Origin of the sequence: Prevotella sp. MA2016 (assembly GCF_000619825.1) — a bacterium.
Classification (GTDB): domain Bacteria; phylum Bacteroidota; class Bacteroidia; order Bacteroidales; family Bacteroidaceae; genus Prevotella.
Genome location: NZ_KK211036.1, coordinates 353,510 through 369,190, shown reverse-complemented (window position 1 = coordinate 369,190; position 15,681 = coordinate 353,510). Strand labels below are relative to the sequence as shown.

Below are 15,681 nucleotides of genomic sequence, written 5' to 3'. Positions count from 1 at the left end.
CGTATGAAACACTACACTCACTTTTCAATACTTGTTTTCATTTTTGTTCTGATTTCACTGGCCGCCTGTAAGACTGTGCGCACGTCCGAAAAGGCGGTAAGTGAAAGTGAGACGGCAGCCGTGACGGCATCCCGTCTCACTTTTTACCGCTCACTCGATGCACTCTCCAGACAATTTACTCTCTCTGCAGACAGCATCTCAATCATATTCCTTAATGAGTCTCAGGAGTTTCCGGCAGACTTTCCTTCAGAGAAAGAAAGCTGGTCGGAAACTCCCTCTGACTCACTCACACCGCAAGCGCCCATAAGCCTTCAGCGCCCACGAGACGCTTCGCGTCCCGTCCTCGCTTCGCCATCTCCTAAGTCCCTCCAAATCTACGGACTACACCTCGGCGCAAGCACCAAGGAGAAGTCCGTCACATCAACCGATTTGAAGGACAGCGTGGCCACGGCCACCCAGTCCCAAAAACTCAAATCGGCCTCCAAGCAAAGTACTCATCCAAGCTCCCCACCTACGATTCTCGTTGTTTTTTCTTTCATACTTGCATTAATCTTAATTATCTGTTCTATCATGAAAAAGCGTTTTCATTAATCTGTTCTTGATATTTTTGCAAGATATTGGGACAGCCGTGAGGCCATTCCCAATTTTTTTTTGTACCTTTGCCTCGTTTTTAATTTAAAGGATAAACAAATGAAAGAAAAAATAGTAAAAGACTTAGCTCATGTATCTAAAAAAGATTTATTAGCATGTTTTAATGGAGGTAAGATGGATTGGGTTGCAGTAAAAAAGCCGAGAGGAGTAATTATTCAGAAGCTAGATAATGGCGAGACCAGAATTACAATCGAAATGACACAGGAACAACTGAACGAAGCTGTAGAAGAAATGCATCGTATTCAGCAGCAAAAAAAGGTAAACTAAACCATAAATGATTCATAAGCAGGAGTAATAGATCTACTCCTGCTTCTTTTTTTACCGCACATCCGTGCGCTCGTCCCACCCACAATCCCCTGCGGTCCTTCAATCATCAGCAAAGCAGATGCTTGGCTTGTGTGTCTGTTCGGCCTGGCCACTCGCTCCAGTCCGTCTTCAAAGAGCATAGGCGCAGCTCATGCGGTGAGCGTCATGGCTTCAAGAAGTAAGTATCGTCAGGCACAGCAAGCAAGTTCCTGCACCAGCCAATACACACTCCTATGTCCTGGCGGAACAGCTATGAAGCTCGCCGCGCTGCACCCACGCACATCTTGCCAGCCCTCCACAAGTGGCACAGCTCCGCCCATCCACACAAGCGATGTACAAAGTCCATCAAGTCCCTTGCCTATAAAGCCTGCGGCTCTTTTCTCGTATGCTGAAGCATCATTTCCTATGGCTAAAGCCACAAGCCGAAAGAGGCAGCGCATAAAGCCCTGCCACATTCGGCTCTGGAGGCAAGCAGCAGTGAGCAGTCAACTGAAAATCTGAAGCACGTTAAGGCTCTTGTGAGCCACATTCTGCTTCAGATTTTCTATATGTCTGTCCACCTCTGCCAGCACATTACATTGATATGCGCGCAAATATCTAAAAGCCTCTAACTTCCCACTATGATCCAATCTGTTAATCTCAAATTGTTGCGTAAAAATTTGGTATTTATGAATTAAATATTTACCTTTGCCAACAAAATTCTATTATTTCTATAACAATTTAATCTATTTAGACATGAAAAAGAGCTTAATGTATTTAATGTCGGCTATATTAGTCGCAGTATTTTGTTTTGGTGTGTCATCATGTAGTAAAGACAGTGACGATAGTGGAGATAAGTCCGACCTGATTGGCACATGGGATTTTGAGTCATATCGTTATTATGATGAAGAAAACGATTCCTGGACAGATCCAGAACCAGAATCCGGATATTGGGTAATAACACCCAATACGATTACCGAATATGATGTAGAAAATGGCATAAACGGTATATCTGCAGATTATACGTACGATGGGCAAAAGATTGTCATCGGCGGCTGGATTACATGGAAAGTCGTTACACTAACTAATTCAAAATTAGTACTTCAAGGCGAGTCATTTGCAGGATATTCAGAAGAAGTTACTTTAAAGAAACGATAAATATGTCTAATTAAAATGAAATGAGTATGAAAACAAATCTAATTAATCTTATAACACTAACTATGCTGCTTGTATTGGGCTTTAGCACTATATCATGTAGCAGTAGTGATGGCAAAGAAAAAGGAATTTCTGTTGCTTCAATTTATGGGACATGGCATGACGAAGATGATGTAGAATCGTTACTCCTTCACTTCAATTCAGATGGTACGGGATATCAAAAGTATTTTGAATCATATAATCACATTCGTGAAGATTATGAATTTACATAAACATTTGATGGAAAAAAGCTTGTAATAACAGGTAGTCCTTATGGCTATATTAGGAGTGAAGTGTTTTATATAACATTTAGTTCTGACGGAAAATCAATGAGAGTTTATGATGTAGAATCTGATTTCTCATATATGATGTATAAACAATAGGTTAAAAATGTATGAGAAAAGCCCAAAGTATATTTTTTTATATAATACAAGCACAAATATTAACCGAAAGAGGCAGCGCATAAAGCCCTGCCACATTCGGCTCAAAGTCTCGCAGGAGAGAACATTCAACAGAAAAGTCAGGGGCACGTTAAGGCTCTGGTGAGCCAACACTCTGCCTCTGATTTTCTTTATGCCTGTTCACCCCTGCCCAGCACCGCACATTCGTGCGCCAGGGCGGACACACATCGGCTATGATTTCAATCAAAGATTGAGGTCAAGCCGAAGAGTGTCTGATTCGCCCATTCCACAAGTACGCCACGCAACCCTTTGACAGGTCAAAGGGATTTCGTGTCGCACACGTGGCTCTTTACCGCCCATTCGGGCGAAGCGGCTGCAAGTGTCTGCTATTCGGTGGATAATTCTACGTTTCAAAGAAACTTTTCGGTCGTTCGGTGGATTATTCTGCATTTCAAAGGGGCTTTTGAGCCGTTGGGAAACTTCAAGGCTTCAATTAACAATTCAAACCTCAAAAGACCTTTTTATTAACATACGTTTACATATTCCGCTTTTGTAGAGCATCCGAAGAGCGAGGCGAGGGCAGGGCGCGTGGGGGGTGTCTATCCCGACGGGTTAAGGGCACCGCCCTTAACAATCCCGTAAGTCATTGATTATCAGCAACCGAAAGGGTTATTAACTTAACTATTTTCGGTTTTAACAAATAAATTTGGGATAATCAATGGAAAGTGCCCGATGTCGGCCCCATACCTTCACCCAGTCAAGTTTCTGGCATGGGCATCGTACACGTCTTTTCACATACACTCGCACACACCTATATTTGCAACTGTAAATCCACATTTAAACTTGTAAATCATGTCATCAATCAACACAAATGCTACTGTCACCCTGACTGTCAATGGCAAGCAGGCACAGGATATGCTCGACAACCTCAAAAAGAAATCAATAGACCTCGAACACGCCATCGAGAACGCTGCCAAAGCAGGTAACAAAGTGGAGCTCAAAAGGCTTCAGAAGGAACTGAAGCAGACCAACCGCCAGATAGCACAGATAGAGAGTGCGACTGCCGGTGTGGAGAAGGTTCTGAAGAACCTCGACAGAGCAACACCCAAGGAACTGAACAAGACACTAACCACCCTGAAGAAGCAGCTCAACGGCATCGAACGTGGTACCGAGGAATGGCACCGCCAGGCGGAAGCCATCAAGCGGGTGAAAGCGGAACTCGCCAAGGTCAACACGGAACTGACCGTTGGCGAGGGTTTCTGGGACCGTTTCAACCGCAAGATGAACGACTGGCAGACCACCCTCATGGGCATGATAGCCGCTGCGACGGGTATCATCATGGCAGGTCGCTCAGCCGTCAAAGCCTATGCGGACATCGACGCAGAGATGGCGAATGTCCGCAAGTTCACAGGCATGGCCAAGGATCAGGTTGAAGACCTGAACGAGGACTTCAAGAAGATGGACACACGCTCCAGCCGTGAGCAGCTGAACATCCTCGCAGAGGAAGCTGGTAAACTGGGTAAGCAGTCGAAAGAGGATATCATGGGATTCGTGAAAGCGGCTGACCAGATCAACGTCGCACTCGACGAACTCGGCGACGGGGCCACGCTCACACTTTCAAAGCTGACGGACATCTTCGGCGACGAAGAGCGCTTAGGTACGGAGAAAGCGCTGCTGTCTGTTGGTTCTGTTATCAACGAGCTCTCACAGAACTGCACGGCTGCAGCACCATACCTGGCCAACTTCGCCAAACGTATGGCGGGCGTGGGTGCCCAGGCAGAAATGACCATCCCACAAATCATGGGTCTGGCCGCCGTGCTGGACTCTCAGGGACAGGCCGTAGAAATGTCGGCCACGGCTGTATCGAAACTAATCATGGACATGTTCAAGCAGCAGGATAAGATTATTAAGGCTACCGGCATGAATGCGGAGAAGTTCAAGGAGACGCTGGCCAAAGGCACAAACGAAGGTCTGCTGATGCTACTCGAAACACTCGATAAGTTAGGTAACATCGATGTCCTGGCACCCATTTTCAAGGATATGGGTGAAAACGGCGCCCGTGTCGCTCAGGTGATTTCGGCTCTGGCTGGTAATCTGGACATGGTGAGATGGGAACAGGCCGAGGCGGCTAAGGCCTTCAAGGAAGCGACATCGGTCACCAAGGAATACAACGTACAGAACACGACAGTTCAGGCCGGACTGGACAAGGCTCGTAAACGGGTCAAGGAGATGGCCATTGAGTTGGGTGAGAAACTGCAGCCAGTGATGCGCCACGTCTTGAGCAGCACAACGCTGATGCTGAAAGTGCTCTCAACACTCGTGGACTTCATCCTGAAATACAAAGGCGAGCTCATCACATTGACCGCCGCAGTTGTCGGCTACTATACCGCCGTCAAACTGCAACATCTGTGGTCACTCCGTTACATCGCCGTCACCAAACTGAAGGCCGCTGCAGTTGCCATCGAAAACACGGCATTAGCAGCTTCAATCCTCAGACACAAAGTACTCAGAGGAGAAATCACAGCAGCCGCAGCAGCGCAGACGTTCTTTAATAAGGTGCTGAAAATGAACCCGATGGGAGTCGCTATCACCACGATGACACTCCTGATTGGGCTATACGTGAAGTTCGCCAAATCATCCTCCGACGCCGCTGCAGCTCAAAAGCGCCTAAAGGATATTAACGAGGAAGCCGATCGCAACACCAGGGAGGAAATCAGCCATATCGAGCAACTCAAAAACACGATAGAAAACGAGTCTCTATCGGTCAACAACCGCCGAAAGGCCATCGAGGAGCTGCAGCAGATTATCCCCAACTACCACGCGAGCATCAGCGAGGAGGGCCAGCTATATGGTCACAACATTAAGATCCTGAAAAACTATACGGAGCAGCTGAAGAACTCGGCAAAAATCAAAGCGGCACTCGAGAAACTGCCCGACGCTGAGCATCAGCGTGACGTGCATTTCAACGAGGCTCCTCATAATATTCAGGACGCCTATTTCAACGAAAAGCTGGACCAAAACGAAACAGATGCAATACGCAGCGCGAACGTAAGTCCTACAGCCTACAGGGCATGGAAGCTGCAACAGTCAAAGTTGGATAAAGCGGTGACGCAGTACAACAACATCATCGACACCCTGACTGCGGACAACCAACGCCTATCCGACGAAGCGGAGAAGTTGGCAAAGTCCGAAGAACCAAAGAATACCCCAACACCACCTCCCACAGACGACACTAAAAAACAGGAACGCTTCAAGGAGGAAAAGGACTGGAAAGCCAAGGAAGAAGCACTCAATCGGATAAGTTACGCCACGGGACAGCAGAACTACGAACAGTACCAGAAACGCATCCTGGAAATAGAAATCGAATACCAGACGAAGATCCTGCAGCATAACGACCTCACGGAAATAGAAAAGCTGGAGGCCCAGGCAGCATACGCAGAAGCGGAAAAGAAGCAGACGGAGCAACATACGAAAATCACAGTGGAACAGGATACTCAGCTCTACAACGAAGCAATGTCTATCCAGAAGCAACGCTATATCGATGGAAAAATAGATCAAGAGATATACCAGCAGTCGTTGGAACTTTTGGAGTTGAACCACCTGAAGCGTATGACGACCATCTACGAAGAGGGTACGTCCGAATACACACAGGCGCAAACCCGATATCAGGACAAACTCATTGCCGACCAGAAGCGACGCCAACAGGAGACGGAAGCCGCCGAGAAGAAGCATCAGGACCAACTGAAGAAAATCAAGGAGGAATATTTCGAGGACAACCGCTCTGAACGGACGAATAAGTATCTGACTGACTTGGAAGCACTCAAAATAGTCTATGACTTGGAGATACAAGCTGCCGACAACAACGCCCAAGAGAAACTGCGTATCGAAGAGGACTACCAGAAAGCGAAAAAGGCCCTGCGTAAGAAGTACGGCATCGACGAACTGAACGATAACAAGTCATTCCTCGAGGAATGGACCAGCGCCACTCAGGAGTGGCTGCAGTCAGATATGGGGAAAGCGGTCACAGGTTCCCTGGATATCATCAGCTCCGGTATGAGCAGCATCTTCCAACAGATGTCTTCACTCATTCAGGCCGAAGCGGATATACAAATCGCTGCCATCGAAAAGCGTTACCAGACGGAAATCTCCAACGCCGAGGGTAACAACTACATCGTGAAGAAACTGGAGAAGCAGAAGGAACAGGAGGTGGCCAAGGTCAAGTCCGATGCGAACAAAAAGATGTTCAAGATGCAGGTGATGCAGGCCATCGCACAGACGGCTACTTCTGCTATCAACGCCTATAGCTCAGCGGCTGCAGTACCACTTATCGGTTATATCCTGGCACCTATCGCAGCAGCTTCGGCTGTAGCTGCAGGCATGCTGCAGGTGGCTGCCATCAAGAAGCAGCAAGAGGCATCGGCCGCGCAGGGTTACGCCAAGGGTGGCTTCACCGGCGACGGCGGTAAATACGAGGTGGCAGGAGTCGTCCATAAAGGGGAATGGGTGGCCAGTCAGGAACTCTTGCAGTCGCCCGTAGCCCGCCCGATGATTGAAGCTTTGGACTATGCCCAGCGAACGAACACCATCGGTTCGTTACGCTCGGAAGACGTCTCACGAAACATCGTGGCTCCGAGCTTATACGCACAGTCCGCCGCATCATCGCCGACAGTCATCCTGCAGCCCACAAGAGAGGAAGACGAGCCTGCCACAAAGGTCATGAAGGAATACGCCGATATCATGCGCCAGCTGAAACAACGTCTGGACGAGCCTTTCGTGACAGTCAATACCGTCACGGGCGATACTGGCATCAAACAAGCCCAAGACGAATACGCCCAGCTCATCCGCAACAAATCACCTAAATCAAGAAGAAAATAACACTTAATTTTTCAATTCTTTATGGAAATTCTCATCAACAATCGCCCTGCTTTTCTCAAAAAGAACACGTCATTCGAGTATATAGCCGAGAACCCGCTCTTCACCGGTTCCGACGGCTATACGCTCACCATCACCTTTCCGCTGAAAGACTGCCCTGAGAACATCGCAATCTTCGGGCATCTGCATCGGCAAGACGTCGAAAAATCCAAGGTCGTTTTCGACTGTGAGATCCGTGACAAACAATTCTATAAAGCTGGCTGCATCACCATCACGCAGATATCAGACGTGGAGGTGAAGACGCAGTTCTTGGAAGGGCGATCCGAGCAGAACTTCAACGATACGTTTGACAACATCTACTTGAACCAGCTCGACCTGGGCACGCCGGCCAACACGAAGCCGGCAAACAACAGCATATCATCGGCATGGCAAAGTGACTACCCAGCGACTGACTACGTGGCGCTGCCGTGGGTGAACAACACATCGGGCAACCTCCAGAACGCAGTCACAAAGAACACCAGCGGACAGTTCGTTTGGGATAGCAAACTGACAGACCTCTCGTTTCAGCCATACCTATTATATATATTAAAGAAGGTATGCAGCGCTGTCCGTTACTCAGGAAGTTTCACAGACATCAGCAACAGTTACTGGAAGCACCTGATTATCTGCAACACGCTTCCTGCAGCATGGTCGCTGACAAACTTTGCCGACGCCATGCCACACTGGTCGCTCACGGAGTTCTTCGAACAGTTAGAGCTTCTGCTAGGAGGAGAATTCACCATCAACCACAAAGCACGTACCATCCGGTTCAACTTCTCGCACAAGATAGCACAACAGGCGAAATCCGTGAAAATCGACCGCGTCATCAATAAATATGCGGTGGACGTGGCGCAGGAGGATAAATCGGATTACATCGCCTCGAAAAACATAGCTTATGCGGATAACGACAACCAGCTTTGGTCTTATCGGTCATGCCAGTGGTACATTGCCCAAAACAAGGATAGCGCCATCAAATACAACAGTCTGTCACAACTGCTGGAATATGCCCAGACGCTCAAGGAAAGCGGGATATATATCACAGATGGAGGGAGGCATAAAAAGTATTCCAGAGGCTACCCGGCAGGTTCGGATGGTAACAAACTCTTCTACGCCCGCGACGTGGACACCTATTTTATTATGTACTGCTACAAGTCGGAGCTTTACGAAACGACACACATCGGTGGTCAGGATTATCATTGGTATAAATACTATAACCGCTTGATGCCGGTAAACCAGTTCGGGAAATGGTTCGTAAGTAAGGATGCGAATGAAGAGGAACTACAGATAGTGCCAGCATGGATTGATGATACAGAGGAAACGTTAGGCCCGTGCTTATTCCTGGAGTGTGGAGATATGGGAAACGCTACAACTTGGAACGAGGACACCACCGGAGGTGGTTCTGTCTCAAACGGCGATGGTAGCCGGATGGGAGGACAACGCACACGCAGCATAGGCGAGTATAGCAGACAAGGCGACACCGAAGCGGAATACGGCGACGGGGCTTTGGCACAGGGCAAGGCAGGAAAGACCATCGAACAAGGGGATCAGCAGAAAGCCGACGCATACTTCGATAAGCTATACGTGGCCTTCTGGGACGGCATCATCCGTAAAGCCGGAAAACTGCCGCGACCTATCGTAGATAAGGTAGAAATTGACGATGACTTTACCGCCACAAAGCCCCCTTACTCCCTGCGCTTGGAACCCAAGAAAGGTCTCGACGCGCAGAACATCCCATACGCCTATACCTATAGCATCGACAACAGGAAGAAATACACCTTCTCTTTCCTGGCCGATGAGATTCCGAATCCGCGTGCCGTATTCTACATCGAAGGCAGCCGTTATATCTGTGAGAAAATAACAGCGACCTTCCATGAATCAACAGGAAGGTCGCTGTTACTAAAAGGTACTTTTTACCGTATTATTTAAGCGTTCCCAGATTGTAGCTCACGCTTTCTTCAACATTCTTCTTCAAAATCTTGGCATAAATCTGTGTAGTTGTGATGTTCTTGTGACCGAGCATACGCTTTACTTTATCAAGTGAAATGCCGTATGTCAGCATCAACGTAGCAAACGAGTGGCGCCCAATATGACAAGTCACTTCTTTTGTAATATCCAACGAGTCCTGAATGATATGCAAATACTCATTCAGTTTCTGATTGCTGATGATTGGCAACTTGAAATTGTATTTCTCAAGCACTGCTAACGCTGGGGGGAGGATAGGAGTGAAGAAACTAGACCCAGTCTTCAAACGTGCGCCATCTATATAATAATAGCCATCATGCTTTTCGGTCATGGTTTGGAAGTTAAATAAACACATGTCGCAATAGGCAAGGCCAGTATAAGCCATGAAGATGAACAGATCTCTGGCTCGGTCTTTACGTCCTACGAGATTTGCATCACGAATCATAATGATTTCATTCTCTGTCAGCGGGTGACGCTCCTTGTTCTTGCCTTTCGGGAACTTTACATGATCATAAGGGTCAACGGAAATCATCTCTTGCTGCCACAGAATCTTCGTGTACTTACGTACCTTCTTATGATAGCCATTAATGGTGTAGTCTGTTCTGGTGTTAGGTTTTCTGAGCCATGCATCATAAGCACGGACATTTGCAGGTGTAAGATCAGCAAACGTGTTAAGGAAGCCTGACTTTTCGACACTGTCTAACACCACCTTGATATCCTTCAAAGAATTCTTTGCCAGATTCTCTTCCTCCATGTGCTTTCTGCAAAAAACTACAAAACTCTGACGTAGATCATGGCCATTGAAGAGTACTTTATCCTGATTGAGATTCAGTTCTTCTAATTCCAAATGACGGTTGAAGTTGGCAATAGTCATATCCTCCTTCAACAACTCCATGGCCTTGATAATCTGTTCATAGTGCTCCACCTTCGATGTGATGCTACGAGAGGTAGATACAGACGGCCAGTTTTGTGGCGTCGCTGTACCTACGGTGATCCACTTGCGTTCACCTTCTTTCAGATAAACACTCAGTTCAACCTTACCAGTTCCTGACTTGGCCGAAGCCTTTTTGCGGTCATAGACCACTCTTACATGTTGTTTCATAACAATGTTTTTTAATGCAGCCAACGGATAACTGGTAACAAAAACGATAGGTTGGTGGTAACAAACGGGAACAAGTGGTAACAAAACCATTTGAGGGTGGTAACAAAACTGGTAACAAAAATGTGTCCAGATATGTCCAAGCCGTTCCTGTTAATTCCAAGTCTGTCCAATTGGACTGCGGGGTTCAACAATAACTTAAAATTATCGAACTGGCTTATTATAATAGGTGTTCAGGCATTTTAGCCTTCACTTAAAACAAAAAGAGCAGACATTTGATGTCTGCTGCTTCTTTTTCATTTTGTACACCCGCAGAGGCTCGAACTCTGGACACCCTGATTAAGAGTCAGGTGCTCTACCAACTGAGCTACGGGTGCATCATTTTTTTTGGTGGCTTTTAAAAGCCTTTTTTCTTACAAAAAGTACACCCGCAGAGGCTCGAACTCTGGACACCCTGATTAAGAGTCAGGTGCTCTACCAACTGAGCTACGGGTGCATCATTTTTTGCTTTGTATCAGCTCTCTTGCTGATTTGCGGGTGCAAAGGTACGACTATTTTTTGAAACCACCAAACTTTTTCGCGATTTTCTTTCGAAAAAGTCGAAAAAAGGCTAAAAATCTCTCGAATTCATGAATCCATCGAGGTTTTCATACCTTCTTTTCATCATTCGGTTGTAGATATTGCGAATCCAGATGGGGTGGGTTGTAATGAATGCAAGACCTATTACACACATAAAAATATAGGTATAGGTAAGACCCACCAACAGGTATCCAAGACCGGTGATGAGCACAGGACCAAAAAGTGCAAAGAGCTCGATGACCAGCTGCATACCATTTTCGAAGTTTCCCTTGGCAGTAACCTTGAGCTGCAAAGGCAGGGTTTGCTTATTGTAAACAGCTAGCTGGAAGATGACGAAATGCAGGAATCCTGCTGTGAGCAGCATATAGGCAAACAGCATAAGTAGTGTGTACTTACCAGTGAACACTGCAGGCAGCATGATAACGAAGGGGATAATGAGCACGGCGCTATAGAACAAAAACTTAGCGCGCAGCAATGCGATGATGTTCTCGCGGTGCATCATCAGCAGTTCGATATAGTTGCCTTCCTGACCCATAATCTTGATGAGAGCAGTAACGCCATAAAGTGCAAAGCAATATAGGCACCAGAAGTTCTGCATCAACTCGTTGTCGTAAATTGAAGTATATGCAACGATCAATGAGAAGACAACAACCGCAACTAAGCTATAAATGCAGCGGCTACGCATAGTTTTATTGCGAATGTTAGACTTAAGTTCTATTTTGAGATATTCGCCAACGAGACCGAATCGATTAAAGAAGGCAAACTCCGATACATGCTTGAGGGCACGTTCGGCCTTCTTCGAGATCTCCTCATAGACAAAGATGAACTGCATATGGCGGTTGACGAAGAACAGTCCGCAGATAACAAGCAGCACCACTAGCAGGGCATACCACGACAGTCCATAAGTAACAATGGCATCTGTGATTTTTCCAAAGGTGTCGGCTTTTGGCGACAGCATCAATGGTGAGAAGGGAAGTGCATAAAATACCAAACCAGGAATAAGCCACAACACGGTGCGATTTATCAATGTACGGAAGAACAGATAAATCTGACTGTTGAGAATCATAAGCAGTTCGCAGATTAACAGCTCCAGTAGTACCAGTGCAAAGCTCTCGCCGGCAAACAACAGGATGATAGAGTAGGGCACAAACATGCAAAGCCATAGCCAATTATAGCCGCTCACGTGTTCACCAATCAGAAAACATTCGATGGCAGTGTAGCGAGATATGGGTTGCAGAATATAGGGTTTTACCATCATGCCTGGTGTGGTTTGCACGATGAAACGCAACAGGAAATCGATGGCCATGTAAATGGGCGCAAAAGCCAGCATCAGACCGGCTTCACCCTTAGCCCCCATGCCAGCAATACAACCATACATAATGAGGTATAAGGCAAACATGCCACCTCCTAGATAAATCAGCAGCTTGGCCCATTTATTCTGCTCGAAGGCAGGACTACGTTTATAACTCAGGTTAGTGTTCTTACGAAGCAGTCGGTACAGTTGAAATTTGTTCATTGTTCAAGTTTTTATCTGAGATCTATGATTTCGGCTTTGGGGAAGTCTTTTGAGTTGAAGCGGAACTGAACATCGGCCAACTTTTCTTTCTTAATGTTGCTGATATCAAAGGTGGTCCACTTCTTGCCCTGCAGCATCTTCACCTGTTTGGGCTGATAGCTCTTCTTGTCAACCGCAATAAACATCTCCTTAATTTTATTCTTTGGGTTACTTGCCAGCAGATGCACCACATAATCCTTGCCTGCAGTGTTTACTGTATAATTGTAACCACGCTGATACAGATGAATAAAATTATAAGGATTGATGGCCTGCAACTGCGCTTCTGTTGGATTGCTAACATTTACTTCGTCGTTGTTCTTCATATAGGTCCACTGCGTCTTACCGTCAAACCATACTGTGGCTTGAGGCGTTGTGGCATAGAACTTGCGACCTTTGACGGCAATACTACCTGAGGTGCTGCCATTAGTGGCAGTCATTTTAAAATTAGCTTTCACGCCTTGTTGGGCGCTGATGGTGGCAGCGGCCTTGTCGAGAATGGATTTGGCCGACTGCGCATAAGAGCCGATGCTGAATAGCATGGCGGCTATAACGATACCTATTTTTTTCATGCTCTTAAATTGCTCAAAAGATTATTCAAACTATTTTCATCCTGAATCATTACCTCACGCGGCTTTGAACCCATCGCTGCGCCTACAACACCAGCCTTTTCCAACTGGTCCATCAGACGACCTGCGCGGTTGTAGCCGATGGCAAACTTACGCTGTATGAGCGATGTAGATCCACTTTGGTTCATAACGATGAGTCGGGCAGCATCCTCAAACAGCGGGTCGAGATGCTGCATATCTACATCCTTACTAGCACTATCACCCATATCTGCATCTGGCATATCGGGCTCTGGCAACTCGAATGGTTCACCATAACTCTGCTGCTCGCTGATATACTCATTGATGCGCTCTACTTCAGGAGTATCAACGAAGGCACACTGTACGCGCTCAGGCTCTGAACCGCCTACGAGTGCAAGCATATCTCCACGACCGATGAGCTGCTGTGCACCAGTGCGGTCGAGAATAGTCTTCGAGTCGATACCGGCCGATACCTTGAAGGCAATACGGCTTGGGAAGTTAGCCTTAATGGTACCAGTAATGATATTGGTTGTTGGGCGCTGAGTGGCGATAATCATGTGGATACCCACGGCACGCGCCAACTGGGCGATACGTGCGATAGGCAGCTCCACCTCCTTGCCGGCTGTCATAATCAGGTCGCCAAACTCATCAATAACCACCACGATATATGGCAGGAATCTATGACCATTATTAGGATTAAGCTGGCGCGAAATAAACTTCTGGTTGTACTCCTTGATATTATGTGCACGAGCCACCTTCAGTAAATCATAGCGCGTATCCATCTCCTTGCAAAGCGAGTTCAGCGTACGAACCACCTTGGTGACATCTGTGATAATAGGATCTGCCTCTTCGTCGGGCACCTGAGCCAGGAAGTGGTTGCAGATAGGCTCATAGAAACTAAACTCAACCTTCTTCGGATCAACCAGCACGATTTTCAGTTCAGCCGGATGCTTTTTATATAATAAAGAGGTGATAATAGCATTCAGACCAACAGATTTTCCTTGTCCGGTAGCACCAGCCACCAACAGGTGAGGCGCCTTGGCAAGGTCGAACATAAACACTTCGTTGGTGATGGTCTTACCGATAGCACAAGGCAGCTCCATCTTAGATTCCTGGAACTTCTTCGAATTCAATATAGACTCCATAGACACTGTTGATGGCTTGGCGTTTGGCACCTCGATGCCCACAGTGCCTTTACCAGGCATAGGCGCAATGATTCGAATACCAAGGGCCGCCAGAGAGAGCGCTATATCATCCTCCAGATTCTTTATCTTCTGAATGCGCACGCCCTGTGCCAGCGTTATCTCGTAAAGTGTGATGGTGGGACCAACGGTGGCCTTGATGCTCGATATTTCAACTCCGAAGGTGCGCAGCACATCAACAATACGGTTCTTATTGGCATTCTGCTCGGCCATATCAATATATGGCTTTCCATCGTTATCATATTTCTTCAGCAGGTCGAGAGTAGGGTATTTATAATGCTCCAAGTCGCGCTTGGGGTCGTAAGGCTCCATGCTCACAGGCTGCTCTACAAGCGTTTTGGCATTAGCAGCCTCATTATCACCCTTAGCCACTTCTACCTCAAATCCAGTGTCATCAGCAGTAGCACCAGACGCTGCAGGTTCAGCAGTATCTTTTTTCTTTGTCAACGGACCTTCCTTGAAATTGATATCCTCATTCTGATACCCCTCGTCGATAACTACTGCACCACCATCGTTATCAAAGATAACCTCCTGCTTGGCAGGATCATCAAATACCAAGGTGTTATCTTCTTCATCCTCAGAAGCATTATAGTCGTTGGTGTGTTCATCTATCTTATTAACAGTAAACTTAACCTTGTTATAGTACATGGCAGGGTTGAGCAGTTTTCTGATCAGCATCACAGTAGCAGCGCTGAAATAGGTAAGGAAAGCCACTGCCACCAGAATCAATATGGCAGTCAAGCCAGGTGCACCTACCAGATTACCTATATAATTACTGATGCACAATCCATGATCGCCACCAGGACTGAAGCTTGCATCAACAAACAGCGGCTGCAAGAAAGTGGCCAGCGCTATTGATGCCCAAATCATGAGCAGCATAGTGGCCAGAGCCCATTTCAGCAGACTCACACGATAGGCCTTCATCAAGTGAATAGCTACCACAAACAGCAGCAATGGAATAAAAAATGCCGGCAAACCAAAGCAGCGCTTGATAAAGAACCACGATGCATAGGCACCAAGACTGCCACAGGTGTTAGCAAACTCATGATGCTCATTCAGAAGTTCTCCTTCACGAGGTTCCTCTATCAACGTCTGATCGGCAGCCCCCGTGGTAAAGTACGAAACAAATGCAAAACACAAATATATTGAGATGCCAAAGAGAATAGCACCAAGAATAAAACTCAGGCGTTCTCTATTTTCATTGCTTACGGTCTTTTTCTTTCCTTTCTTCATATAGTTTTATATATTTTCGTGCAAA

Annotated in this window: 10 protein-coding genes and 2 tRNA genes; 6 read left to right on the top strand and 6 right to left on the bottom strand. The window is 46.7% G+C overall.

Going from position 1 to position 15,681, the window contains the following annotated elements; translation table 11 throughout:
* Window positions 1–3: 3 nt before the first annotated feature.
* The 6 genes from T360_RS0112305 (at window position 4) to T360_RS0112275 (ending at window position 9,368) form a co-directional block, all read left to right on the top strand.
* Window positions 4–591, top strand: coding sequence for a hypothetical protein (locus T360_RS0112305; RefSeq protein WP_028913048.1), 588 nt, complete (start codon window positions 4–6; stop codon window positions 589–591).
* A gap of 99 nt (window positions 592–690) precedes the next feature.
* Entirely contained in the window at window positions 691–918 is a 228-nt protein-coding gene (locus T360_RS0112300) for a hypothetical protein (RefSeq protein ID WP_028913047.1), read from the top strand.
* A gap of 774 nt (window positions 919–1,692) precedes the next feature.
* Window positions 1,693–2,094 (top strand): lipocalin family protein, encoded by a 402-nt coding sequence (locus T360_RS0112285; RefSeq protein WP_036929550.1) that lies wholly within the window; start codon window positions 1,693–1,695, stop codon window positions 2,092–2,094.
* Window positions 2,095–2,120: 26 nt separating this feature from the next.
* Entirely contained in the window at window positions 2,121–2,363 is a 243-nt protein-coding gene (locus T360_RS16270; protein ID WP_155949539.1) for a hypothetical protein, read from the top strand.
* A 1,020-nt stretch (window positions 2,364–3,383) separates the two neighbouring features.
* The gene (locus T360_RS0112280; RefSeq protein ID WP_028913044.1) at window positions 3,384–7,406 is read left to right on the top strand and encodes a phage tail tape measure protein; all 4,023 of its coding nucleotides are present in this window, start codon (window positions 3,384–3,386) and stop codon (window positions 7,404–7,406) included.
* A 21-nt stretch (window positions 7,407–7,427) separates the two neighbouring features.
* The gene (locus tag T360_RS0112275; RefSeq protein WP_028913043.1) at window positions 7,428–9,368 is read left to right on the top strand and encodes a hypothetical protein; all 1,941 of its coding nucleotides are present in this window, start codon (window positions 7,428–7,430) and stop codon (window positions 9,366–9,368) included.
* Here T360_RS0112275 and T360_RS15340 read toward each other — a convergent pair.
* From T360_RS15340 to T360_RS0112245, 6 genes are all read right to left on the bottom strand, one after another.
* Window positions 9,361–10,506, bottom strand: a complete 1,146-nt coding sequence (locus T360_RS15340) for a site-specific integrase (RefSeq protein WP_051523560.1) — start codon at window positions 10,504–10,506, stop codon at window positions 9,361–9,363. The two genes, T360_RS0112275 and T360_RS15340, sit on opposite strands and share 8 nt — an antisense overlap.
* Window positions 10,507–10,807: 301 nt before the next feature.
* Window positions 10,808–10,880, bottom strand: a tRNA-Lys gene (locus tag T360_RS0112265).
* 46 nt (window positions 10,881–10,926) lie between these two features.
* Window positions 10,927–10,999, bottom strand: a tRNA-Lys gene (locus T360_RS0112260).
* 114 nt (window positions 11,000–11,113) lie between these two features.
* Window positions 11,114–12,598 carry a DUF5687 family protein gene (locus T360_RS0112255; RefSeq protein ID WP_028913042.1) on the bottom strand — a complete coding sequence of 495 codons (1,485 nt, stop codon included), beginning with the start codon at window positions 12,596–12,598 and terminating at the stop codon, window positions 11,114–11,116.
* Between the two features lie 11 nt (window positions 12,599–12,609).
* Window positions 12,610–13,206, bottom strand: coding sequence for a LolA-like putative outer membrane lipoprotein chaperone (locus tag T360_RS0112250; RefSeq protein ID WP_028913041.1), 597 nt, complete (start codon window positions 13,204–13,206; stop codon window positions 12,610–12,612).
* Window positions 13,203–15,656, bottom strand: a complete 2,454-nt coding sequence (locus tag T360_RS0112245) for a DNA translocase FtsK (RefSeq protein WP_028913040.1) — start codon at window positions 15,654–15,656, stop codon at window positions 13,203–13,205. Before T360_RS0112245 ends, T360_RS0112250 begins: the two co-directional genes overlap by 4 nt.
* Window positions 15,657–15,681 lie beyond the last annotated feature (25 nt).